This is a genomic window from Sphingorhabdus sp. (genome assembly GCF_035329025.1).
GTDB lineage: Bacteria > Pseudomonadota > Alphaproteobacteria > Sphingomonadales > Sphingomonadaceae > Sphingorhabdus_B.
In genome coordinates, this window is sequence record NZ_DAOLHN010000046.1 from 1 (window position 1) to 24,330 (window position 24,330).

22 protein-coding genes are annotated in these 24,330 nt (G+C 56.4%); 15 read left to right on the forward strand and 7 right to left on the reverse strand.

Annotated elements, in window-relative coordinates:
- The coding region (locus tag PKC81_RS12195; protein ID WP_324336466.1) for a response regulator transcription factor at positions 1–503 on the reverse strand (503 nt) is incomplete at its 3' end.
- A gap of 352 nt (positions 504–855) precedes the next feature.
- Between PKC81_RS12195 and PKC81_RS12200 the strand changes: the two genes are divergently transcribed.
- On the forward strand, positions 856–3,864 hold the full coding sequence (locus PKC81_RS12200; RefSeq protein ID WP_324336468.1) for a TonB-dependent receptor: 3,009 nt from the start codon (positions 856–858) through the stop codon (positions 3,862–3,864).
- Between the two features lie 20 nt (positions 3,865–3,884).
- Positions 3,885–4,910, forward strand: a complete 1,026-nt coding sequence (locus tag PKC81_RS12205) for an LD-carboxypeptidase (protein WP_324336470.1) — start codon at positions 3,885–3,887, stop codon at positions 4,908–4,910.
- Here the strand turns inward: PKC81_RS12205 and PKC81_RS12210 are convergent.
- A complete protein-coding gene (locus tag PKC81_RS12210; RefSeq protein ID WP_324336472.1) occupies positions 4,907–5,803 on the reverse strand; it encodes a LysR family transcriptional regulator in 897 nt (298 codons plus the stop codon). The two genes, PKC81_RS12205 and PKC81_RS12210, sit on opposite strands and share 4 nt — an antisense overlap.
- An 89-nt stretch (positions 5,804–5,892) precedes the next feature.
- Here PKC81_RS12210 and PKC81_RS12215 point away from each other — a divergent pair, with 89 nt between their 5' ends.
- The 6 genes from PKC81_RS12215 to PKC81_RS12240 all read left to right on the forward strand — a co-directional run bounded on the left by PKC81_RS12215 (position 5,893) and on the right by PKC81_RS12240 (position 9,963).
- Positions 5,893–6,606 (forward strand): pirin family protein, encoded by a 714-nt coding sequence (locus PKC81_RS12215; RefSeq protein WP_324336474.1) that lies wholly within the window; start codon positions 5,893–5,895, stop codon positions 6,604–6,606.
- Between the two features lie 63 nt (positions 6,607–6,669).
- Entirely contained in the window at positions 6,670–7,269 is a 600-nt protein-coding gene (gene wrbA, locus PKC81_RS12220) for an NAD(P)H:quinone oxidoreductase (RefSeq protein ID WP_324336476.1), read from the forward strand.
- A gap of 3 nt (positions 7,270–7,272) precedes the next feature.
- Positions 7,273–8,064: a class III extradiol ring-cleavage dioxygenase gene (locus PKC81_RS12225; protein ID WP_324336478.1), complete on the forward strand. Its 792-nt coding sequence runs from the start codon at positions 7,273–7,275 to the stop codon at positions 8,062–8,064.
- Positions 8,065–8,095: 31 nt separating this feature from the next.
- Positions 8,096–8,497: an alternative ribosome rescue aminoacyl-tRNA hydrolase ArfB gene (gene arfB / locus PKC81_RS12230; RefSeq protein WP_324336480.1), complete on the forward strand. Its 402-nt coding sequence runs from the start codon at positions 8,096–8,098 to the stop codon at positions 8,495–8,497.
- A 14-nt stretch (positions 8,498–8,511) separates the two neighbouring features.
- Positions 8,512–8,994 carry a GAF domain-containing protein gene (locus PKC81_RS12235; protein WP_324336482.1) on the forward strand — a complete coding sequence of 161 codons (483 nt, stop codon included), beginning with the start codon at positions 8,512–8,514 and terminating at the stop codon, positions 8,992–8,994.
- Between the two features lie 147 nt (positions 8,995–9,141).
- Positions 9,142–9,963, forward strand: a complete 822-nt coding sequence (locus PKC81_RS12240; RefSeq protein ID WP_324336484.1) for a glycine zipper 2TM domain-containing protein — start codon at positions 9,142–9,144, stop codon at positions 9,961–9,963.
- Between the two features lie 47 nt (positions 9,964–10,010).
- On the opposite strand, the gene PKC81_RS12245 is transcribed toward PKC81_RS12240, so the two are convergent.
- Positions 10,011–10,769 carry an arginyltransferase gene (locus PKC81_RS12245; RefSeq protein ID WP_324336486.1) on the reverse strand — a complete coding sequence of 253 codons (759 nt, stop codon included), beginning with the start codon at positions 10,767–10,769 and terminating at the stop codon, positions 10,011–10,013.
- 105 nt (positions 10,770–10,874) lie between these two features.
- Positions 10,875–12,092 carry a threonine ammonia-lyase gene (locus PKC81_RS12250; RefSeq protein WP_324336488.1) on the reverse strand — a complete coding sequence of 406 codons (1,218 nt, stop codon included), beginning with the start codon at positions 12,090–12,092 and terminating at the stop codon, positions 10,875–10,877.
- Positions 12,093–12,150: 58 nt separating this feature from the next.
- On the opposite strand from PKC81_RS12250, the gene PKC81_RS12255 reads away from it, so the two are divergent.
- The 3 genes from PKC81_RS12255 to PKC81_RS12265 all read left to right on the forward strand — a co-directional run bounded on the left by PKC81_RS12255 (position 12,151) and on the right by PKC81_RS12265 (position 17,645).
- Positions 12,151–13,020 (forward strand): NAD(P)-dependent oxidoreductase, encoded by an 870-nt coding sequence (locus PKC81_RS12255; protein ID WP_324336490.1) that lies wholly within the window; start codon positions 12,151–12,153, stop codon positions 13,018–13,020.
- Positions 13,017–14,708, forward strand: coding sequence for an amidohydrolase family protein (locus tag PKC81_RS12260; protein ID WP_324336491.1), 1,692 nt, complete (start codon positions 13,017–13,019; stop codon positions 14,706–14,708). The genes PKC81_RS12255 and PKC81_RS12260 overlap by 4 nt, the downstream gene beginning before the upstream one ends.
- Positions 14,709–14,954: 246 nt before the next feature.
- Positions 14,955–17,645 carry a TonB-dependent receptor gene (locus PKC81_RS12265; protein WP_324336507.1) on the forward strand — a complete coding sequence of 897 codons (2,691 nt, stop codon included), beginning with the start codon at positions 14,955–14,957 and terminating at the stop codon, positions 17,643–17,645.
- 68 nt (positions 17,646–17,713) lie between these two features.
- Here the strand turns inward: PKC81_RS12265 and PKC81_RS12270 are convergent, their stop codons facing one another.
- Complete coding sequence (locus PKC81_RS12270; protein ID WP_324336493.1) at positions 17,714–19,048, reverse strand: DEAD/DEAH box helicase; 1,335 nt, start codon at positions 19,046–19,048, stop codon at positions 17,714–17,716.
- A gap of 107 nt (positions 19,049–19,155) precedes the next feature.
- Positions 19,156–19,635, reverse strand: a complete 480-nt coding sequence (locus PKC81_RS12275) for a hypothetical protein (protein ID WP_324336495.1) — start codon at positions 19,633–19,635, stop codon at positions 19,156–19,158.
- 125 nt (positions 19,636–19,760) lie between these two features.
- Between PKC81_RS12275 and PKC81_RS12280 the strand changes: the two genes are divergently transcribed.
- From PKC81_RS12280 to PKC81_RS12290, 3 genes are read left to right on the forward strand one after another with little or no spacing between them, the layout of a single operon-like run.
- Complete coding sequence (locus PKC81_RS12280) at positions 19,761–21,206, forward strand: FAD-binding oxidoreductase (RefSeq protein ID WP_324336497.1); 1,446 nt, start codon at positions 19,761–19,763, stop codon at positions 21,204–21,206.
- Positions 21,207–21,251: 45 nt separating this feature from the next.
- A complete protein-coding gene (locus PKC81_RS12285; RefSeq protein ID WP_324336499.1) occupies positions 21,252–22,034 on the forward strand; it encodes a SapC family protein in 783 nt (260 codons plus the stop codon).
- A gap of 34 nt (positions 22,035–22,068) precedes the next feature.
- Complete coding sequence (locus tag PKC81_RS12290) at positions 22,069–22,596, forward strand: cytochrome b/b6 domain-containing protein (protein WP_324336501.1); 528 nt, start codon at positions 22,069–22,071, stop codon at positions 22,594–22,596.
- A gap of 228 nt (positions 22,597–22,824) precedes the next feature.
- On the opposite strand, the gene PKC81_RS12295 is transcribed toward PKC81_RS12290, so the two are convergent.
- Complete coding sequence (locus PKC81_RS12295) at positions 22,825–23,718, reverse strand: N-formylglutamate amidohydrolase (RefSeq protein WP_324336503.1); 894 nt, start codon at positions 23,716–23,718, stop codon at positions 22,825–22,827.
- 116 nt (positions 23,719–23,834) lie between these two features.
- Between PKC81_RS12295 and PKC81_RS12300 the strand changes: the two genes are divergently transcribed.
- On the forward strand, positions 23,835–24,212 hold the full coding sequence (locus tag PKC81_RS12300; RefSeq protein ID WP_324336505.1) for a cell cycle two-component system response regulator CpdR: 378 nt from the start codon (positions 23,835–23,837) through the stop codon (positions 24,210–24,212).
- The last annotated feature ends 118 nt before the right edge of the window (positions 24,213–24,330 follow it).

Sequence of the window (24,330 nt, forward strand, 5' to 3'; positions counted from 1 at the left end):
GTGGTGCCCTTGCGCAGCGAAAGCAGCTCGAGCATCGCATATTCCTTGCCGGTCAGGTGGACGCGGCTGCCGTCAACTTCGACGGTCTTGGCATCCAGATTGACCGCCAGCTTGCCGGTGCGGATGACCGACTGGCTGTGGCCCTTCGAACGGCGCACAACTGCATGGATACGGGCGACCAGTTCTTCGCGGTGGAACGGCTTGGTTACATAATCGTCGGCGCCAAAGCCGAAGGAGCGAACCTTGCTGTCCATTTCCGAAATACCGGAGAGAATGAGCACCGGCGTCTGCACCTTGGCGACGCGCAGCTTCTTCAGGACGTCATAACCATGCATGTCGGGCAGGTTGAGGTCGAGAAGGATGATATCGTAATCATAGAGTTTACCGAGATCGAGGCCTTCCTCGCCCAGATCGGTCGAATAGACATTAAACCCTTCGGTCGCGAGCATCATCTCGATGGCTTTCGCGGTGGTCGGTTCGTCTTCAATCAGCAACACGCGCATGCGGCTGGCCCCTCTTTGCTTTTGCAACCCCCGATGCCTGTGCTGCCCGAAGCGGCGACGCAGCCATCGATCGTTATTAACCATAAGGGAAATGAACTGAAAAGGTTAATTTCGTCTTAACGCGCGGGAATCCACGAGTCGCGGGGAGTCCGATCGAGCAAAAGTGACTCAAATCCTAGGGTTTTCGGGTTTCCGGGCGTCAGAAAATAATTTCAGCGGTACGCATTAAAATACCCGAATATTTTGTCGAATTGCCATTTGCCAAGCGGATATTGCGTTGCTAGCCTTAACTTTCAGGGTTTTAATATGCCGCAACCGTACAGCGGGGTGGCATTAGCTGGAGGGCTATCACATGAAATTGCACAAGCTGGCATTATATCTGACCGCCGCGAGCCTCGCGGCACCGGTGGTGGCGCAGGATGCGAGCGTTGCCGACGATGACGCTTCAACGGAAGCGAGCAGCGAAGCCATTGTTGTGACCGGCTCACGCATCAAGCAGGATCCAAATAACAGTGCATTGCCTTTGACTGTGATCACGACGCAGGAACTGACGCGTGAAGGCATTACCAGCCCCGAACAGATGCTCCAATTTTTGAGCACCAGCGGCACGGGCCCCGAAAATCTCGCATCTAACGCCGATGTCGTGCAGGGTGCCCAGCGCGGCACCAATGGTTTGTCGTCCGCTAACCTTCGCGGTCAGGGTAATGCGGCAACACTTGTGCTGTTGAACGGTCGACGTGTTGCGGCGCACGGACTTTCCGGCTCGGCAGTCGACGTCAACCAGATTCCCTTTTCTGCTATGGAGCGCGTCGAAATCCTGAAAGATGGTGCATCGGCCATTTATGGGACTGATGCGATTGGCGGCGTGATCAACTTTATCACCAAGACGAACTATCAGGGTCTTGGCCTTTCAGGCAATGTTGACATTACCGAGCGCGGCGACGGAGCGATTTACCGATTAGGTGGAATTGCGGGCTATGGTGATTTGAACGAGAACGGCTTCAACATCATGGGTGCCGTTTCCTATCGCTGGAACAAAATACTGAAAGGTTCGGACCGAAAATTCACCGATGGTGACCGTCCCAACCAAGGCCTGTCGATTGATACGCGCGGTACACCTATTGCGACGGCTTTCAACGTTGCAGGAAATGCCTTCCAGTCACCAACCGGTTCTTTGTTGCAAGGATTGACTTTGACTGCGCCGAATGGCGCCAACGCTGCTGCGGGCGGCATTAATATTCTTGACCTCCCGGGTGGAGCGGGCTGTGATTCAATGCCTGACGGGATGAATTATGACTATGATTTGTGGAACACCGCGACGGCCTATTATGCCTGCGCGTGGGATACCGGACGCAACGTTGTCCTGCAGCAGCCGATCGAAACGCTAACTTATTATGTGCGCGGTGTAGCTGATCTGGGTGGCGACCATTTACTGTCGGCCGAACTGACCGGATCTGACGCTAATTCGTCAAAAATATTCTCGAACAACCAATATTCGACATCTGTTTCGACAGCTGTGAACCTGCCGATTTATTATCCATTAAATGCACAGACGGCATCAACATATAATCAGGTATTCAATTCGATCAGGGGTGCCTTTACCAACCCGGCTCAGCAGGCGGCTTTGGATGCTCGCTATGGTTTGCCTTTGTCGTTCCGCTGGCGCTGCGTAACTTGTGGCCCGCGCGAATATCAAACCGATACCAAAACTTTCCGTGCCGCATTGGGGCTGGATGGCCCGCTCGGCGGCGGATGGGATTATCGCGTTGGCGGTTCCTACGCCCAAAGCGAGTCGCAATCGGTGTTGGGGACAGGCTATCACTACACTGGTGTTTTCCGCACCACGACCCGTGATGCCAATGGTGTGATTATCGGTCTGCCAGGCCAAAATGATCCGCGCGCGCCAACGGCGCCAGGGGCCTCGGGGCCAGGTATTGTCGGCCTTTTCAACAGTGGGATCATCAACCCTTTCTCGCTGCAGCAATCGGCAGCTGCACTTGCCGCGCTCGATGCAGTTTCAGCCAAAGGAACGACGCTTTATGGTGGGCGCTACAAAGTTCTGCAGTTTGATGCTTCAGTATCAGGCTCCTTATTTGCTCTTCCCGGTGGCGATGCAAAAGTAGCCGTTGGCATCGACTATCGCAAAGAGACCTACGAATTCAACGGATCGGATGCCGGCAACATCCTTGCGCAGCCGGATATATTCAATGTGGCCTTTGACAACGCGAATGCGCTCGCTCCCCAGAAGCGGAACGTCAAGGCCGCATATGCAGAAGTCTTGCTCCCCGTATTTGATATGCTGGAACTTACGGCTGCTGCTCGTATCGATGACTACACGGGTTTTGGCAGCACTATTAACCCGAAATTTTCGTTTAAATTCCAGCCTATGGATTGGGCTTTGCTTCGAGGTTCCTATAATACGGGATTCCGCGTTCCGACCTTTAACCAGATATTCAATGGCATCACTGCGACTACTTCAACTAGCGCAGCCGTCGTCGATCCGTTCAAATGCCCGTCATTGGTTGTCGACAACACGCCACCAATCGACCCCAACTGCGCCAATATAACGCCTGCACTATTGAACGGTGGTAACCTTAATCTTGGGCCTGAAGAGGCTGAGCAATTCTCGCTGGGCATTGTATTGAGGCCCGCGCCGCGATTCAGCTTGTCTCTCGACTGGTGGTCGATTGACGTCGACGGAACCATTACAACGTTGACTGTCCAGCAGTTGCTTCAGAATGCAGCAACGTTCCCGGATCGATTCATAAAGGATGCGGCGGGTGACATAACAGCTATCGACCAACGCTGGATCAATGCGGGTGCTCGCAAGACGCAAGGTATTGAAGTGGCATTTCGTGGAGGTTTTGATGCGTTGAGCGGTTCGCTCGACTTCGGACTGGATGGAACCTATCTTCTTAAGAAGAAAGAGAAACTGACGCCGACATCGCCATTCGGCGCGAGCCTGATCAATATCTTCTCGCTTTCGGGTGATCTTGGACTGCGGTGGAAGCATAATGCCTTCATCAGCTATTCGACCGAAGATATTTCGCTGTCGCTGTCGCAAATCTATCGCTCGGGCTACAGGAATTTCGTTCTGCCGAACTTCCTGAACCCGCGTGGCAATACGCGACCTGACTATAACGAGCGGGTAAAGCCTTACATGACCTATAATTTTGCGCTGGCATATAAGGGCTTGGCGCCGAATTATGAGATCACTTTCGGTATCAGGAACCTTTTCGACAAGGACCCGCCGTTTGCGATCACATATGATACTATCAACGGCTCGGGTGGGTCGTGGGAACCCCGCGTCGCCGACCCACGTGGCCGTTCGTTCACGCTGGCTGTGGAAGCAAAGTTCTGACGCCGTCGCGTCGCACAATCATGACGGGGCTGGCGGCGCTGATGGCGTCGCCGGCCCTGCCTGCTTTGAATGTTGCGGTTTTCGCCGCTCCTGTTGCCGGTAAGCGCATAAAGCCTCCACGGATCAAAGTCGGCGATACCATCGGCCTGATCGAACCCGCTTCGGCAAGCGACGATCCCTTCGATCTGGTGCTGGTAGAGGAAGCGATCCGGGCGATGGGGCTGGTGCCCAAGCGCGCGCCCAATCTGCTCAAGCGCTATGGCTATCTGGCGGGGCAGGACAAGGAACGCGGTTCCGATATCAATGCGATGTTCGCCGACAAGGACGTCAAAGCGATCTTCGCGGTGCGCGGTGGCTGGGGCGCGGCGCGTGCCTTGCCCTTTGTCGACTGGGATGTCGTGCGGGCCAATCCCAAATTCCTGATGGGCTATAGCGACATCACCGCGCTCCATATGGCAATCGCGGCAAAGGGCGGGGCGGTGACGCTGCACGGACCCAATGCCAGCAGCGCCTGGGGCAAGGCCTCGGTTGAAAGCTTCAAAGGGATTGCCTTTGATGCGGCGACGCCTTTGTTTGAAAATCCCAAGGCCAATGAGGACCGGCTGGTGCAGCGGCGCTGGCGGACGATCAAAATTCGTGGTGGCAAGGCTCAAGGACAATTGCTCGGTGGCAATTTGACGGTGCTGACTGCGCTTGCAGGTACGCCCTATCTACCCGACTTTACCGGTGCGATCCTCTTCCTCGAGGATATCGACGAGGCCGAATATCGCATTGACCGGATGCTGACCCAATTGGGGCAGGCGGGCGTGCTCAAGGGATTGGCAGGCGTGGTCTTTGGGCAGTGCACCAATTGCCGAAATCCCGATGGCAGCAGCTTCACCCTCAATTCGATCCTGCGCCAGCATTTTGAACCTTTGGGTATCCCTGCCTTTGAAGGCGCATGGTTCGGGCATATTTCAGATCAGTTCACAATACCGCAGGGCGTGATGGCCGAAATTGATGCCGATGCCGGAACGTTGAGGCTGCTGGAGCCTGCGGTCGCCTAAATAGTCGACAATTTCTCCACCAGAAAATCGATCAAGGCCGTAACCCGGCGCGGGCGGAATGTGCTCGGCGGGGTGACGATGTGGATGGCGATGGGCGGGATTTTCCAGCCCTGCAATATCGGTTTCAGACGACCCGCAGCGATATCCCGTTCGCAGATGAAATCGGGCAACATTCCAATGCCCAGACCAGCACAGAGGGCGGGCAGCATCGCCTCGCCATTGTTTACGCGCAGTGGGCCGGACAGCCGCACGACTGCCTCGCTGCCATCAGAACCGGTGAAACGCCAGCTTTCGGGGCTGGAGGAGAGCGAATAGCTGATGCAGCGATGCTCGCCCAGTTGGGCAGGGTGGCGCGGCTCGCCGTTTTGCGCAAGATAATCGGGGCTGGCGAGGACATAGCCGGTAACCCCGCGCAACCGCCTCGCGCGCAAGGAGCTGTCGGGCAGCGCGCCGATGCGCAGCGCCAGATCGAATCGCTCGCCGATCAGGTCCACTTTGGCGTCGGACAGGTGCATGTCGATGCTGATGCCGCGATGGCTGCACAGAAATTCGGAGAGCAAAGGTGCAACGCGGCTGATGCCATAGCTCATCGGTGCGGCGAGGCGGATCAGGCCGACCGGTTCGCTTGCCTCATCGCGCGCCGCTTCCTCGGCGGCCTCGCCTGCGGCGACGATCGCTTTTGCCTGCTCGAGCAGCGACACGCCGCTCTCGCTTAATACCAAACGCCGCGAGGTTCGGTGGAAAAATGGCGCACCGACTTGAGCCTCCAGACGGGAGACGGCCTTGGATACCGTCGCCTTGGACAGGCCGAGCAATTCCGCCGCGCGCGAAAAGCCGCCTTCTTCGGCGACGGCGGCGAAAATGCTCCAGGCTTCATAATCAGGTAGTCGCATATTTGGAAACAATAGGTTTCCAATGTTTCTATTTCAATCCCAATTCATAGACCTATTTTGGCGGCAACACAGAAATAAGGAGCATTCCGATGATCGACAGCAAAGCAAAGGTGGAAATCCGCCCCTTCGCCAGCCTTGGCGGGGCCAATCATGGCTGGCTCGATGCCCATCACCATTTCTCGTTCGCCAATTACCATGACCCGGATCGCATGAGCTGGGGCAGCCTTCGTGTCTGGAATGATGACATCATCCAGCCGCAAACCGGCTTCCCCCCGCATCCTCATGCGGACATGGAAATCATCACCTATATCCGCACTGGCGCAATTACCCATCAGGATAGCCTGGGGAACAAAGGCCGCACCGCTGCGGGCGATGTGCAGGTGATGAGCGCTGGTACTGGCATCCGCCACGCCGAATATAATCTGGAGGATGAGGCAACGACGCTATTCCAGATCTGGATCGTGCCGAAGCGGACCGGTGGCGCGCCCAGCTGGGGTACCAAACCCTTCCCCAAAAGTGACCGTTCCGGTGCTTGGCAGGTGCTGGCCAGCGGCTTTGAAGAAGATAGCGATGCACTCCCCATCCGCACCGATGCGCGGGTGCTCGGTGCGACTTTGAAGGCAGGCGAGAGCCTGACCTATCAGGTCGGCGACCGGCGTTACGCCTATCTGGTTCCTGCCACGGGTGCCATCGACATAGATGGTCAGCGCGCCAACGCCCGTGACGGCGTGGCGATCACTGCGGGAACGATCACCATAAGCGCCATCGAAGACAGCGAAATCGTCCTTGTAGACGCAGACTAACCCTCCCCCCTGAACCCCTCCTCCCGCCGTGGAGGAGGGGCCTTTTCCAGAAAGAACCATCTTATGCCCAAAGTCCTCGTCCTCTATTATTCCAGCTATGGCCATATCGAGACCATGGCCAACGCCATTGCCGAAGGTGCGCGTGAAACCGGCGCGACCGTCGATGTGAAACGCGTTCCCGAAACCGCGCCGCTCGAGATCGCACAAGCCGCGCATTTCAAACTCGATCAGGCTGCCCCGGTTGCCACTATCGAGGAACTCAAAGACTATGACGCAATCATCGTCGGCACGGGCACCCGTTTCGGACGGATGTCGAGCCAGATGGCGGCGTTCTGGGACACCGCCGGGGGCGTCTGGGCGCGCGGCGAATTGAATGGCAAGGTCGGCGCGGCCTTTACTTCCAGCGCTACCCAGCATGGTGGGCAGGAAACGACCTTGTTCTCAATCCTCACCAACCTGCTGCATTTCGGCATGACCATCGTCGGTCTCGATTACGGCTTTGCCGGGCAGATGCGAAATGACGAGGTGGTCGGCGGAGCGCCCTATGGCGCGACTACGATTGCCAATGGTGATGGCAGCCGCCAGCCAAGCGAGACCGAACTTGAAGGCGCGCGCTATCTTGGTCGCCGCGTTGCCAACACCGCAGCAAAGCTGTTTGGCTGAGCCATGACAAGGCAGCCCGCCTTATTCGTTTCGCATGGTGCGCCAACCATAGTGATTGACGACACGCCAGCCCGGCATTTTCTGGCCGGGCTGGCAGGCGAGCTGCCGACACGGCCGGACGCCATCGTCATGATCTCGGCGCATCATGACGAACCACTGGCGTCGATTACCTCTGCCGAACAACCGGGAACCATTCACGACTTTGGCAGCTTTCCGGATGCCCTTTACCGTATGCGCTATCCGGCTCCGGGTTCACCGGAACTGGCGCAACGCATAGCCCGGATGCTGGATGACGCCGATATTGCGAACCGCCTCGACCCTGAACGGGGGTTCGATCACGGCACCTGGACACCGTTGATGCTGGCATGGCCCAATGCCGATATTCCGGTGGTGCAGGTCTCGATCAACTCGCGTGCTACGCCGGACTATCATTATCGGCTGGGTCTGGCGCTGGAGGCGCTGCGCGACAACAACGTCCTCGTTATCGGATCAGGCGCGATTACGCACAATCTGTATGCATTTTTCCGGGGTGGCTATGCGGCCGATGCGCCTACGCAACCTTGGGTAACGGATTTCCTCGGCTGGCTCGATAGGCAATTGATGGCTGGCGGCCACGATGCGGTACTCGGCGCGATTGGACACGCGCCGCACGGAACCGACAATCATCCGACTATGGACCATATCCTGCCATTGTTCGCGGCATTGGGCGCAGGCGGTCTTGAGGGCAAGGCTACCAAGCTGTACGCCAGCGTCGAATATGGCGTGCTCGCGATGGATGCATGGCGTTTCGACTAGCGCCGTGGTCAGCTGCGGCCTAAAAGAAGATATGCCGTTTGAACTGCCCGAGGAACTGCTTGAAGAGACCTTTCTGGCATCGACCGGTCCGGGCGGGCAGAATGTCAACAAGGTGGCAACCGCGTGCCAGTTGCGGGTCGATGTGTTCCGATTGGGCCTTCCGCCCTATGCTTATCGCAAACTGAAAACCCTTGCAGGCAGCAAGATGACATCGTCGGGAGAGTTGATCGTCACCGCGCGCGAACACCGTACAAGAGAGGCCAACCGGGCAGAGGCCCGCGCGCGCATCATCCGCCTGATCGATCAGGCGTTCGTTCGGGAGGCCCCGCGGATCAAGACAAAGCCGAGCAAGGCATCCAAGGCCAAACGCGTCGATGCCAAAAAGGGGCGGGGGGAAATCAAGAAGGGCCGTGGTAAAGTCCGGCTCGATTGACTATCTGGGCAAGCATGTACGCATTCGATATCGCAACTGACCTCCCTAAAACGGAGCTATACGCCGAGCTATTGAAGGCAGCCGATGCGCTGACCGCCGGCGAGCCGGACGGCATTGCCAATATGGCAAACGTCTCGGCGTTGATCTGGCAATTCGTGCCAGACCTTAACTGGGCGGGCTTCTATCGCATGGTCGGCGGTGAATTGGTGCTTGGGCCTTTTCAAGGCAAATCGGCATGCATTAGAATCCCGCTCGATAAGGGCGTATGCGGAGCAGCGGCGCGCACAGGAACAACGCAACTGGTCGAAGATGTCCACTCTTTCCCCGGCCATATCGCCTGTGATGCGGATAGCCGGTCGGAACTGGTTGTGCCGGTGAAGCAGGACGGTGCAGTGATAGCCGTCATTGATCTCGACAGCCCATTGCCAGCGCGGTTCGATGCGGATGATGCCGCAGGGTTCGAAGCGCTTGCTAAACTGCTCTCAACGCGCATCTGACTCACTGCTTCATTTTGGAACAAAAGTTCTAGGGCACCCCCAATTTACATTCGCGTCATGGTGCGCACTTCAAAATAATGTTAAGCACTTCTTAACTATCGAAGAATGCGTGCAAAGCGCGTCTTCGTGATTAGGGAGCGATTAACCATGAAAGTCCTCTTGATTGCGAGCCTTGCGACCAGCGCTTTAATAGCGATGCCAGCACAGGCCGCCAGCGACTCGGGCAAGAAGCATCATGATCATGCCGAATATGGCCCGGCCATGGGTGCCGATCATGGCATCTACGATCTGGATGGCCCAGGCATGCCGACCTATTCTGATGCAAGTGGCGTGCGCTATGAATATCAGGGCGAATGGACCAAGGGCCAATATGTCGACAAGGATGGCCGGGTTTATGAAGGCCAGTGGAATGGCACCGTGACCCGTCACGGCGAAGAGACACCAAATCACCGGATGCCGCATCATCCCATGCCCGCAGCCGGTGCGCCATACGACGTTCCGCATGCCGCAGCACCCTATCCCATGCCGCCTGCTTATGGTGCAGGCTATGACAACCGCGAATATGAGAAGTGCCTGAAGAGCGACGGTGTTGGCGGTGCCGCAATCGGCGCGATATTGGGCGCGATTGCCGGTAACCGCATTGCGGGCCGCGGTAACCGTACCGAAGGTTCGCTCATTGGTGCGGGGCTTGGTGCGCTTGCCGGTCTCGGTGTCGAAAAGTCGATGAAGAAGTGCGAGAAATATCTGCCGAGCGATAATGGATATGGTTCAGGCTATGGCCACGCTTACGGCGCCTTTCCCTATGGCTATTATTACTACCCGGCACCGATGGTCACATATTCGATGGTGCCCGTGACCACGACCACGGTAACCGAAGAAATCTATTATGAAACGGTACCCGTAAAAAGGAAGGCTGTGCGCAAGTGGAAAGCGAAGCCGAAGCCGAAGCCGCGCTGCGTGTGCCGCTGAGTGATTACGAGCCCAAATAAGAAACCCCGCCTTGGCGGGGTTTTTTGTTAGCTGAAAAGGTCGGCCTGTTCGCCCTGTTCAAAATCCACCCAGCCATCGGGGCTGAGTTTTTCGAGCGGACGATAGCGGGTCTTGTACTGCATCCGCGCTGCACCTTCGACCCAATAGCCCAGATAGACGAAGGGAAGCCCGGCCGCGCGCGCGCGCATGATGTGATCCATGATGATGAAATTGCCCAAGCCCAGACGGCCTTCGGCTTCGGCATCGTAGAAGCTGTATACCATCGACAGACCATCTGATTGCTGGTCGGTAATGCACGCTCCAATCAGTTCGCCTTGCGCGCCATAGCGAGCGGGAAGCCGATATTCGACGACATGGCTGTGCACCGGCGTCTGCTCGACCATGTCGGCATAATCCATATCGTCCATATCGGCCATGCCACCTTCAGGGTGACGCTGTTTCAGATAGCGGCGCAGCAGCTCATATTGCTCGTTGGTCGACCAGGGACGACAAGCGCTGACCTGCAGGTCTGAATTGCGCTTCAATATCTTGCGCTGGGTGGCGTTGGGCTGGAACCCATCGGCCAATATGCGAACGGGGACGCATGCCTTGCAGTCGATGCAGCTGGGTCGATAGGCGACATTCTGGCTGCGGCGGAAACCGATGCGGCCCAGCGCCTCATTCAGCTCGGTTGCGTGTGCACCGTTGAGTTCGGTGAATACCTTGCGCTCGGTTTTGCCGGGCAAATAGGGGCAGGGGGCCGGGTTTGTGACAAAGAAGCGCGGAAAGCGGACTGGTGCGCTCATGGTAAACCGACCTCGCCTTATGTTGTTGGTTGCGAGGGGTTATGACGCTTTACGGGAGTGCTGAAAAGGGCATTTACCATCAATATGCGATGGCATTGATTTTGTTCAATTCAGTTCGACGCGTTCGATCTTGTAGCCTGCATCTTTCAGCGAATCGACCAGACCCTGCAGCTGCTCGGCATCACGCGCTTCACATTCAATGTCCGTTATCAGGCCCTTTGCCGGCAACGTTGTGAAGATGCGCTGGTGATAGATTTCGATGATGTTGATATTATGCTCGTTGAACAGTTTCATCACCTTGTAGAGCGCACCGGGGCGGTCCTGCAGAGTGATACGCAAGCGGGCGAGGCGGCCCGAACGGGCGAGATCGCGCAGCAACACATTGGCGAGCAGGCGGGTGTCGATATTGCCGCCACTCAGCACGATGCCGACATTCTTGCTTTTGAACTTTTCCGGATAAGCCATCACGGCTGCGAGGCCGGCTGCACCGCCGCCTTCGACCACGGTCTTTTCGATCTGGAGGAGCAGACTGACTGCCGTTTCGAGCTCTGGTTCCGACACCAGAACAACATCGTCGACAATGTCACGGATGACTTTCGAAGTAAATTCGCCCGGCACCTTGACCGCAATGCCTTCGGCCAGCGTATCGCCCTCGCACGGCATCTGCTTGTTGTTCAGCAGTGCGTACATCGAGGGATAAAGCTCGGCCTGCACGCCCACCAGTTCGATATCCGGATTGATGCCGCGCGCCGCAGTGCCCATGCCTGACAACAGCCCGCCGCCACCGATAGGGACAACCAAAGTGTCGATCGTCGGAATCTCTTCGAGCATCTCCAGGGCAACGGTGCCTTGGCCTGCCGCGACCTTGGGGTCATCAAAGGGGTGGACAAAAGTCAGCCCCAGTTCCTTTTCGAGAAGGCGCGCATGCTTATAGGCGTCATCGAACTTTTCGCCTTCGAGGACCACTTTACCGCCCACTGCTTCGGTCTGCATGATTTTGACCGTCGGTGTGGTCTTGGGCATTACGATGGTCACCGGAGCGCCGAGCCGCGTACCGTGATAGCTCAAGCCTTGGGCATGATTGCCAGCAGACGCCGCAATAACGCCACGATTGCGCGCTTCTTCAGGCATCAGCAACAGCGCATTCAGCGCCCCACGCTCCTTATAGGCCGCTGTAAACTGTAGGTTTTCGAACTTCAGGTAAATATTCGCGCCTGTCAGGTTGGACAACGTTTTGCTGTGCAAAGTGGGCGTTGCGACAATGGCGTCGCGGATGCGCTCATGCGCGGCGCGGACATCGGCAAGGGTCAGAAGCTCGGACATAGTGGCGCGGGCCCTAACCTATCTGGCGCAATGTGAAAACAGACATTAAGGCTCAGGCATGGCAAGAATAGCTTTTATCGGATTGGGCGTCATGGGCGGCCCGATCGCACGTCACCTTCGCAATGCCGGTCATGAGATGATCGTCTACAACCGTTCATCAGCCAAGACCGACAAATGGGTTGCCGAACATGGCGGGCAAAAGACCGCATCGCCGGCAGAGGCCGCGAAAGACGCCGAATTTGTCGTCAGCTGTGTCGGCACCGACGACGATCTGGCCAGCATCACATTGGGCCGCGATGGTGTATTCGCCGCGATGCCCAAGGGCAGCACCTTCATAGATCATACAACGGTATCGGCTCGGATCGCGCGTCAGTTGGCCGTCGAAGCCAAGGGACGCGGCATCCATTGCGTTGACGCGCCTGTGACAGGCGGACAGGCTGGGGCTGAAAATGGTACGTTGGCAATCATGTGCGGGGGCACAGAAGCAGCGGTAGCATCGGCCACACCGGTGATGGCGGCCTATTCCAAACGTGTCGTCCATGTTGGCGGCCCCGGTGATGGGCAAACGGCAAAGATGGTCAACCAGATTTGCATTGCGGGCGTGCTGCAGGGCTTGTCCGAAGCCCTGCACTTCGCCCAATGCGCCGAATTGGACCTCGACAAGGTTTTCGACGCCATTTCGGGGGGTGCTGCACAAAGCTGGCAGATGGACAATCGCTGGGCAACGATGGCGAAAGGCGAGTTTGACTTCGGTTTCGCCGTTGACTGGATGCGCAAGGATCTGGGGCTGGCAATCGACGAAGCCCGCGCCAATGGTGCCAGCATTCCCATCGCGGCAATGACCGACCAGTTTTTCTCTGACATCCAATATATGGGTGGGGGACGACAGGATACGAGCGCATTGGTGCGGAGGTTGCCGAAACGATGAAAGCCATAACCCGATTGTCTGCGGCGTTTTGCATCGCACTCGCAGCTCCCGTTTACGCCGATGGTATAGTCGAAAATGTCAATGGCATCACGCTCGACAAGGACGGCAAGGTTGTGCGTTTCTCTGCGGCGCTGATCGACAGGGAAGGCAAAGTCAGCCAGCTTTTGACCAGCAAGGAAAAGGCTCCCAAACAGCTCGATTTCCGGCATGACGGGCGCGGGCTGACGATGTTGCCGGGCCTGATCGATGCGCATGGCCATGTTATGGGTTTGGGTTTTGCCGCGCTGACGCTCGACCTGTCGGGCACCAACTCGCTGGAAGAGGCGCAGGCAGCCATCAAGGCCTATGCCGCCAAATATCCAGAACGCCGATGGATCGTCGGGCGTGGCTGGAACCAGGAAAAATGGGGCTTGGGACGTTTCCCGACATCTGCCGATCTGGATGCCGTCGTTGCTGATCGCCCGATCTGGCTCGAGCGGGTTGATGGCCATGCAGGCTGGGCCAACAGCAAGGCAATGGAGATTGCAGGCGTGACCGGTGCCACCAAATCTCCGGCAGGCGGCCGGATCGAGATGGCGGGTGCCAAGCCTAGTGGCATCTTTGTCGATGCGGCCAGCGATCTCGTGGCAAAACACATCCCCGCACCCAAACCTGCGGAACGCGATCTGGCATTGGCGGAGGCGCAGAAGGCCTTACTTTCGGTAGGCGTGACCAGCATTGCCGATATGGGAACGACAATCGAGGACTGGCAAAGCTATCGGCGCGCAGGCGATGCTGGTTGGCTGTCGATCCGTATCTTTGGCTATGCAGGCGGAATCGACAATATGGTGGCCATTGCAGGGCCGCGCCCGACACCCTGGTTGTATGACGACAAGCTGCGTCTGGGCGGTGTGAAGCTCTATCTGGACGGCGCGCTGGGCAGTCGCGGGGCTTGGCTGAAAAAGCCTTATGCCGATGCACCCGGTCAAACCGGTCTTTCATTTCTGGCAAGTGCTGAAATCCGTAATCTGATGGTCCGTGCGTCTATGGATGGCTTTCAGACTGCTGTGCATGCAATCGGTGATGCCGCCAACGCAGATGCGATTGGCGCAGTCGAGGATTTGGCGGAGACCTATGCGGGCGACCGGCGCTGGCGGATCGAGCATGTGCAGATAGTCGATCCGGCCGACCTGCCCCGCCTTGCCAAAAATGGCATCATAGCGTCGATGCAGCCGGTCCATCAGACATCTGACCGGCTAATGGCGGAAGCGCGGTTGGGGCCTGAGCGACTGGCCGGTGCCTATGCCTGGAACTCGATACTGAAAGCGGGCGGGAAGCTTGCATTCGGCTCTGATACGCCTGTTGAAGCGCCCAATCCCTTTGCTGGCATCGCAGCGGCAATGACACGCGAGGACGCACAGGGGCAGCCATTCGGAGGGTGGATTCCCGCCGAGCGAGTAACGCGCGAACAAGCCTTGGCTGGATTCACCATTGGCGCGGCCTATGCTGCTTTTGCGGAGGGAAAAGTGGGTTCGCTGACCCCCGGGCATCGCGCCGACTTTATCTTGGTCGACACTGATCCACTGCTGGCATCGCCTGCGCAAATCCGCGCGGCTCGGGTGAAAGAGACATGGTTGGGCGGACGGCCGGTCTACAAACAAGATGATATAGCCAAGACAAATACCCCAAATGACGCGACATCGCGTTAAGCTGGCGCGCAACAATATTTTTAATTAATCGATTAATTTAGATGTTACTGTTGCGCTCTGTTGCAGTTGAGCAACATTTTTTGAAAAATTGTTACGATAATGTCTGTCATGGGTGACTTATGTGCATAATGCGCATAGGTATGCAGCCAATAATATAATTTGACGTTGAAGGAGAGATTTATGAAGGCCACTACTGGCATCCGGAAAACTGTGTTCGCTTTGTCCGCTGCAACTTGTGCGCTGGTCATGCCGACATTTGCCTATGCGCAGGATGAAGCAGCCGAAGCTGCCGAAGACGAAGTCGAAATCGTCGTGACAGCTCAGGGGCGCTCGCAGCTCTTGTCTGACGTACCTGTGGCTATTTCGGCGGTGAATGCCGAAACTTTGCAGAACAGCGGCGCGAATGACATTCGCCAGTTGAACCAGGTTGCGCCTTCACTGCTCGTTTCCTCGACTGGAACGGAAGCCAATGGTTCGGCGCGTATCCGCGGTATCGGCACGGTTGGTGACAACCCCGGTCTCGAAAGCTCGGTTCCAGTCTTTATCGATGGCGTGTACCGCTCGCGTTCAGGCATCGGCCTCAATGAACTTGGTGAAATCGATCGCGTCGAAGTTCAGCGCGGTCCGCAGGGTACACTTGGCGGACGCAACTCTTCGGCTGGTCTGATTAGCATCTATTCGAAAAAGCCGGAATTCACCTTCGGTGGCAGCGGTGAGTTGACCTATGGCAATTACGATTTCATGCGCGCTGCCAGCAGCATCACCGGACCGATCAGCGAGCAGATCGCTTTCCGGGTGGACGGCATTTATGTGAAGCGTGATGGTTTTTACCGCGATGATACGAACGGCCGCGACGTCAACAATCGCGACCGTTATTTCCTGCGTGGTCAGTTGCTAATCGAACCTTCCGATGATTTGTCGATTCGGCTGATCGCCGACTATACATCGCGCAAGGAAGAATGCTGCGCTGCGACCTATGTTGACGGCACGGTCAATCCTTATATCGGCAATCTGAACAATCTCGCGACGCCGCTGAATAATCCGGCTGCCAACAACATTATCAACGTGCTTCGTGATCTGGGTCAACCGCTGTCGTCGTTCAGTCAAGGCTATGGTCGCAAGATTTCGAATAGCCCGAACCGTGTTTTCACTGGTGAAACCAAGGATTACGGTTTTTCGGGCCAGATCGATTATGATTTTGGCGGTGCTAAGCTGACCTCGATTACGGCCTATCGTGAATATCGTTCGAGTCAGGCCTCAGACACCGACTATGGTGAAGTCGACATCCTGTATCGTGCGCCGAGCGATGATGCCTATCGCCAGTTCCACACCTTTACGCAGGAACTGCGCCTGCAGGGTGAAGCTTTTGGCGGCACACTCGACTGGTTGGCCGGTGGCTTCTACGCCAACGAAAAGTTGACGGTCCGTGACAATCTGCGCTTCGGCAATCAATATGGCCGATTTGCGACTTGCCGCATCATTTCGGGCGGTGGACTTGCAGGGCTATATTCGCCGACTAATCCCTCTTGCGTAGCGCCCGTAGTAGGACCAGCGACACTGGCGGGCGCAACAGGGACGTCGGGGGCGGATATCGTGGCTGCATTTACCGCACTCGACAGCCTGAACGATCTGGGTAGCACATTTGAAAACTATTTCCAGAATGGTACCAATTGGGCGTTGTTCACCCATAATATCATTCATATCACCGATACACTCGACTTGACCCTGGGGCTCCGTTACACCAGCGACAAGAAGAAGTTCGCCGCCACCTTTGGTAACGACAATACACGTTGCACGACCGTCCAAGGCCTAGTGACGGATGATCTTACTACCACGACAGCTGGCACGCCTGCTCAAATCGCAACAGCACGTGCGCTGGCAGGCGCACTTATAGGGCTTGCGTGCCAGGGCAATTCGACGGCAGAACTGAATGGCGTTTCGATCAATGATCGCCGCAGCGAAGACGAGTTTACCGGCACCGCGATCCTTTCATGGAAGGCAACCGATGACTTACTGCTCTATGGCAGCTTTGCGCGTGGTTATAAGGCCGGTGGATTCAATCTTGACCGATCCGCACTGAAATCACCCATAACAACTTTTGCGGCTGTAGGCGGCGCACAGGCAGTGGTTGGCAATTTACAGTTCGATCCCGAACTGGTCGACAGTTATGAACTGGGTGCGAAATATGCAACCGGTCCATTCAGTCTGAGCCTTTCGGCCTTCCGTTCGGATTTCAGCAACTTCCAGTTGAATACCTTTAATGGCGCTGTCTACATAGTACAGACCGTCAATGGCTGTTCTAATGATCTCGGTGGTGCAGATCGTGATTCGAGCAATGCCACCGGAGCCTGTGCTGCCAGCGATGTCGGCTATGGCGTCCGCGCAGAAGGTTTCGAACTGGAAGCCTCGCTGGTGCCAGCTCGCAACTTCCGGATGGCCGCTGGCCTGACCTATGCCAACACCAGCTATCGCAGCAACCTTGTAGGCAACAAGTCGGGCGCGCCGCTCGATGCCGTCCTGCGCAAACTGCCGGGCGACAATCTGTCGAACGCACCCGAACTGGTGGCAACCAGCAGCATCACCTGGACCCCTGAAATTGGCAGCAGTGGCTTGTCCGGCCTGTTTTACATCGACGGTCGTTTGACTGGCGATTACAACACCGGCTCGGATCTGTTCCCGCAAAAGGAACAGGATGGCTATGCGATCTTCAACGCGCGCATCGGCATCCGCGGTCCGGATGAGGCTTGGTCGCTCGAACTGTGGGGCCAGAATATCTTCAATCAGGACTATGCGCAGGTTGCCTTCAACTCGCCGTTCCAGGCTGGTGGCGCCAGCGCGCAATTCGCCGATCCGCAATATCCGGGCGGTCGCCAGCTGTTCTCACACTTCCTGGCCGAACCGCGCACCTACGGAATTACGCTTCGCGGCAAATTCTGAGGAATGCCGAACCAAAAATAGAAAAGGCCCGCTTCGGCGGGCCTTTTTGTTTGATGCGTTACCGAAAATTAGAGCGGTATCGTGAAGTTCAAAAAATCGGGCATCGGGCCGTTCCAGTCGCCATCGTCAGTATCGTCGCTGCGTTCTTTGGCGGCAGGCTTACTGTGCTTTTTAGGTTCCGATTTCGTCGGCCGAGATGGTGCTTTTGCTTCACTGGGCTCTTTGGGTTTCGTCGAGGCTTTACGGCGCGACGGACGCTCGCGTTCCGGTTCGTCCGCACTTTCGCTTGCCTGCTTACCCAGACGCTCGATCTTCAGGCCGATCAGCTTCTCGATATTATCGATCGCTTCTTCATCGGCCTTGGTCACAAAGGTAAAGGCTTTGCCCTTGGCACCTGCGCGACCGGTGCGGCCGATGCGGTGGACATAATCGTCGGGATGCCAGGGTGCGTCAAAGTTGAACACATGGCTGACGCCCTTGATGTCCAGACCTCGAGCGGCGACGTCGGATGCCACCAGAAGGTTGATGGTGCCGCTCTTGAACGCGTCCAGCTGTCGCTGACGCGACGCCTGATCGATATCGCCATGGATTTCGCCAGAACGGAAACCATGTTGCTGCAGGCTCTTGTTGAGCTCGCGCACGGTGGTCTTGCGGTTGCAGAAGATGATCGCGGTATGCACATCTTCGCTGCGCAATAGGCCGCGCAGCACTTCGCGCTTTTTCATCGGTGCAACATCGACCAGCTTGGCTTCGATGTTGAGATTCGAGGAGGCGGGCCTCGCAACCTCAATATATTTCGGGTTCGAAAGGAACTTGTCCGCCAGCTTCTTGATCGGCGGCGGCATCGTCGCGGAAAACAGCAAGGTCTGTCGTGTCGTCGGTAGCTTGGTACAGATATTTTCGATGTCAGGAATGAAGCCCATGTCGAGCATGCGGTCCGCTTCATCGATAACGAGTAACTCGCAGCCATTGAGCAGGATATTGCCGCGCTCGAACAGGTCCATCAGCCGGCCCGGGGTTGCAATCAGGACGTCGACACCCTTTTCGAGCGCCTTTACCTGATCGCCCATCGAAACGCCACCGATCAGCAACGCCATCGACAGCTTGTGATTGACGCCATATTTTTCAAAATTCTCAGCCACCTGAGCCGCCAATTCACGGGTCGGTTCTAGGATCAGGCTGCGCGGCATCCGTGCCCGCGCGCGACCATGGGCGAGCACATCGATCATAGGGAGAACGAACGACGCGGTCTTGCCCGTACCGGTCTGTGCAATGCCGATGATGTCGCGCATCATCAAAACGGATGGGATGGCCTGTGCCTGAATTGGCGTAGGCGTATCGTAACCGGCGGCTAGGACGGCACTCAAAAGTTCTTCGGAAAGGCCGAGATCGGCAAATGACATAAGGTTCCAATATCAAGGAAGGTAATAAGCCGGTCAGCGCAGTCCCACGCATCCGGTGGGCGGCGATTGGCGAAACATCGTCAAAAAGTCAAGGAATTTGGCGTATCTTACTCTGGAACGAGCAGCCGGAATTTGTCAATTTCGCATTTCGCTCCTGTGCGGGCGTGCATCAGGTCGCGATCGACGCATAATTTGCCGTCCTTCGATCGTTCGACATAGGCACCCGCATAAAACTCTCGGGCGAGGCATCCATCGCCCAGATAGGCGCGTATCAACTGCCGTTCACGAGTGACCAGTTCAAGACTGTTTTTGGGGCCAGGACGCGAGGCGACCAGCCTGTCCATTAACAGGCATTTGCCAATCTTTTCCTCATTATAGATGGGCGCCTTACGCTTTTCGGTGCGTCCGGGTGCCGCAAGAACAGGCTGATTGGGAAAGCGGATAATCACCCTTTGCTCAACACGTGCCTGAAATTCTTTGGTGCTTCCCAGAAGGTCCAAAAGTGCATTGGACGACTGCCCATAGGCACCATATGCCACGCTTGAAGCGACCGCGAGACCGGCAATGACAATCAGAAAAATGCGCAATGTCGGGTCCCGACTAAAATTCGCCTCTTGCTGCCAATAGCCGTAACGGTTGAACGGAGCATTAATCCAGCCCTATGAAGGGCAAATAGGTGAGTCAATTGCAAGGTCTGCAGGAGCGAGAATTTTTGTCACATGCTGATATATTGAAGCAGCTGCAGCAGCTTTTGGGCCCCAAGGGCTTTAGCGCTGATCCAGACGATCTTGCGCCCTGGACCACCGACTGGCGTGGTCGATACACGGGTAAGGCCGCAGCGCTACTGTCACCGGCTTCAACCGAAGAAGTTGCGGCGATCGTGAAGATTGCCAGTGGGGCGGGGTTGCCCCTTGTTCCCCAAGGTGGAAATAGCGGGATGGTCGCAGGTGCAACGCCGGATGACAGTGGTGATAGCTGTCTGCTCTCGCTCCGGCGATTGAACCAGATCGAGACAATCGATCCGATCGCTCGACTGGTACAATGTGGAGCGGGCGTGATCCTTCATAACCTGCATGAAGCAGTGGCCGCGCAAGGAATGCGTTTTCCGTTGACGCTTGGCGGCAAAGGTTCAGCTACAGTCGGAGGCTTGATATCGACCAATGCCGGCGGAACCCAGGTCTTGCGCCACGGTACGATGCGCAATCTGGTTGCTGGTGTTCAGGCGGTACTTCCAGACGGTTCGATTTTCGACGGACTAACGCCGCTCAAAAAAGACAATCGGGGTTATGATCTGAAACATCTGCTGATTGGAGCCGAAGGCACGATCGGCATTGTTACAAAGGCGACATTGCATCTTGTTCCGGCCGTGATTGAACGCTGCGTCGCTTGGGTCTCGGTCGATAGCCCATCTGCCGCCTATAAGCTTCTGCGCGAGGCAGAGCATGCATTTCCAGCTATGCTCGAAGGGTTTGAGATACTCCCTGATACGGCACTCCGTCATGTTCTGCGGCATATTCCGGGAACCCGTGCCCCTTTGGGAAGCCAATATGCATGGCATATTGTGATGGAGCTCGCCAAAGACAGTCCGGATGAGGATCCGCCCTTGTTTGCCGCCGAACAGTTTCTTGGCACGATGCTCCAACAGGGTCTTGCGCGCGACGCCGTAATTGCAGCGAGTGAGACGCAAGCGGAAGCGTTTTGGAAAATTAGAGACAGCATTGCCGAGGCTGAACGTGCTGAAGGGCCCGCCTTGCAGCATGACATCAGCGTACCTGTCGATGCGATGGCGCGCTTCATCGAGCAGGAATCTCCGATATTTGAAGCGCGCTATCCGGGCACATCCATCATCGCGTTCGGCCATTTGGGAGATGGCAATATCCATTTCCATGTGAAAGCGCCGAAAGGTGTCGTCGCCGACAGATGGTATGCAGACTATGGCTCACGCATCAGCGCGGACGTCTATGACCGGGTTACCGAATATCGGGGTTCTCTCTCCGCCGAGCACGGGATAGGCAAGGCAAAGTTGGCCGAGTTTGAACGGCTTTCCGATCCAGCACGCCTTGCGGCCTTGCGTGCCATCAAATCTGCACTTGACCCAAAGGGGATCATGAACCCCGGAAAGCTCGTTCCTCTTGCCAGCAACGGCGCCGCCGCCTAAAGCCGCCAGCAATCTTTAATTCCAATCCAAATGACGGAGTATTCAATGGCTACCCAGCCCGCGCCGCAAGGCTTGCCGATTTTCTATCAAGATCTTGTTCCGCTGAACAGTAATGAACATGGCAATTTCAAGAGCCGTCCGATGGACAGCGCCAAGTTCATGCAAGGTCAGCATGCCATTCCGCTGACGGTAGAAGAGTTTGTCTCGGCTTCGCGTAACTTCCCGATCATTTTTTCGGCTGGTGATAACCCTGTTCCGCTTGCGCTTATGGGCATGAACGAAGGCGTCAATGTCTTCTTGGACGACGAAGGAAAATTCAGTTCGCCCGTTTATTTGCCTGCCTATATCCGTCGCTATCCTTTCATGCTGGCCCGTCTGCGTCCCGACAGCGACGAGCTCACATTGTGCTTCGACCCAACTTCGGAAGTCATTGGCGACTTCAAGGATGAAGGTGCCGCCCTTTTTGACGGCAACGATGCTACAGATACAACGCGCGAGATCCTGAAATTCTGCGAAGATTTCGAACAGGCAGGTGCCCGCACCGCTGCCTTTGTCGAAGAATTGCAGAAATATGGACTGCTGATGGAAGGCGAAGTCGCCATTCAACAGGAAGGTAAGGAAGCGCCTTATGTGTATCGCGGCTTCCAGATGGTGAATGAAGAGAAGCTTCGCGACATGCGTGGTGATGAACTGCGCAAGATCAACCAGAACGGTATGTTGCCGCTGATCCATGCCCATCTGTTCTCGTTGCAGCTGGTTCGTGATATATTTGCTTTGCAGGTTCAGCAAGGTAAGGTGCCGGTTGCCGACGGGGCTGCCACCGCGTGATGCTGTGGGCGGCCCCCTTTACAGGAGGGCCGCCATGACCAACAAATATAGCAAAGTCGCGATTATTCTGCATTGGCTGATCGCGCTACTGGTCTTTGCCAATTTCTACCTCGCCAGTGCTGCAGAGGATTTACCGCGCGAAGCGCAAGGCGTCTTCATGGCTCCGCACAAGGCTATAGGTATTTCTATCTTGCTGTTGTCGCTTCTGCGTCTCTTCTGGCGTGTGGGCCACAAGCCGCCGCCGCTGCCTGAAGCCATTCCTGCATGGCAGGCCGGGCTCGGCAAGTTCGTACATCTCCTGTTCTATTTCCTGATCATCGCCGTTCCGTTTTCGGGATGGCTGATGGCATCGGCGCACCCGCAAGCCCCGCCAGTTGACTTTTTCGGCCTATTCGATGCGACCTTGCCGATAGACAAAAGCAAGGACCTCGCAGGCATCGGCCATGAAGCTCATGAAGTCCTCACAAAGCCTCTTTTTCTATTGATATTGTTGCATATTCTTGGTGCTTTGAAGCACCAGTTTGCGGACAAATTACCCTTCTTCCAGCGCATGTGGCCCTAGGACATCTGCACGTATCGGAGGGGATTTCGTCGCGCTGATACGAGTTGATACAGACTCGGCTATTGATTTGGAGGCACGAAAACCCCATCTTTGCTTCAGGACGGATATCTCCCCTCCCTTATCCGTCCTACGGCGCTGCAGGTCAGCGCCACCTCCCTGAACCTTGGCCACCCCGGATTTTTCCGGGGTGGTTTTTTCTTGGGCAACGAAAATGGTTGTTTTCCAAGGCTATTCGGCTGCCATCGACATCGAAGTGCCGCCCGTCAGCTCGGCCAGCAGCATGAGTAATTCGGTTATCAACTCGCTGGTCGTTCCAAGCCCCGCGTCCGGCTCTCGCAGGTCCGAGTCGAGATAAAGTGAACGGTCGACTTCTATCTGGATGGCGTGGATGTTCTTGCGGACTTGCCCATGCCTGCGCAAGATATAGTCGCCGGAATAGGGGTGGTTCAGCGCAGCCGACATCCCGATCTGCTTTAACCGCTGCAACAAGACTTCCGAATAAAGCGAAGCTGCGCTTTGCCCAAACCTATCGCCAATTACAATGTGCGGCCGAAACCCTCCCACGGGCAGAAGCGGCGGCATCGAATGAATGTCGACCAGCAGAGCGATACCAAAGCGGTCACGCATCTGCATCAACATGTGTTCGATTTGATGATGGTAGGGGCGATGAAAACTATCCAGACGCTGCTCAATATCATCGACGTCAAACGGGTGTTTCCAGATATCCCCGCAGTGCAGCAACCTGCGGGGTACCAAACCAAGCCCGCCGCGCATTTTGGCACTGCCTGAAAGTTTTCGTCCGCCACCGCCGCCCTTGATCATTTCCGGATCGAGTTCGTCCTCGCTTCGGTTCAGATCCATCCATGCTCGGGCCCGACTGGCGACAATTGCGGGTGTTCCGGATGCAATTGCCGTTGCCACAAGGCGGTCGGCATAGCGGTCTTCCAACCTTTGCAACGCGGCTGGGGTGATTCGCAGATTATCGAGGAGTTGGGCCGGATACTCCCGACCGGCATGCGGCACGGAAATGAGAATGGGCAGGGCGGGTGAATCCAGATTGAACAGCTGAAATCCACAATTTCCGCTGTTTTCGGAACTTTCGATGCAGCCCGTTTTGTCCATTGCGGCATAGGATAGGACAAAATTGGTAAATGCGGTGCAATATTTTTACGGTCTGGTGGTATCAACGGCCCAATAGAGAATCGCGACGGCAGAAAAGCCCGATGACAGGACAAGCAATGACCAGAATTCTTCTTGCGGAAGATGAACAAGCGATGCGCGAATATCTGGCGCGCGCGCTGGAACGCTCAGGATATGACGTCGTCTCCGTCGACCGGGGGACTGAGGCGGCACCACTTTTGGAACGCGAGCATTTCGACTTGCTGTTGACCGATATTGTGATGCCCGAAATGGACGGTATCGAGCTAGCCCGCCATTGCAGCAAAGTTTCGCCGCGCACCGAAGTCATGTTCATTACCGGATTTTCCGGTGTCGCATTGCGCGCAGGGCAATCGATGCCACAGGCGAAAGTTCTGTCGAAGCCATTCCACCTGAAGGACCTGGTTCTTGAAGTTGAGAGGCTGTTCACCAAAGAAAGCGCATCCGGTCTCAATTGAACGCCGATATTCGGGCTTGAACGGAATCATTTAGGCCGCTAATGGGCCCGCAGCGTGGGCGTATAGCTCAGTGGTAGAGCACTGTGTTGACATCGCAGGGGTCGCAAGTTCAATCCTT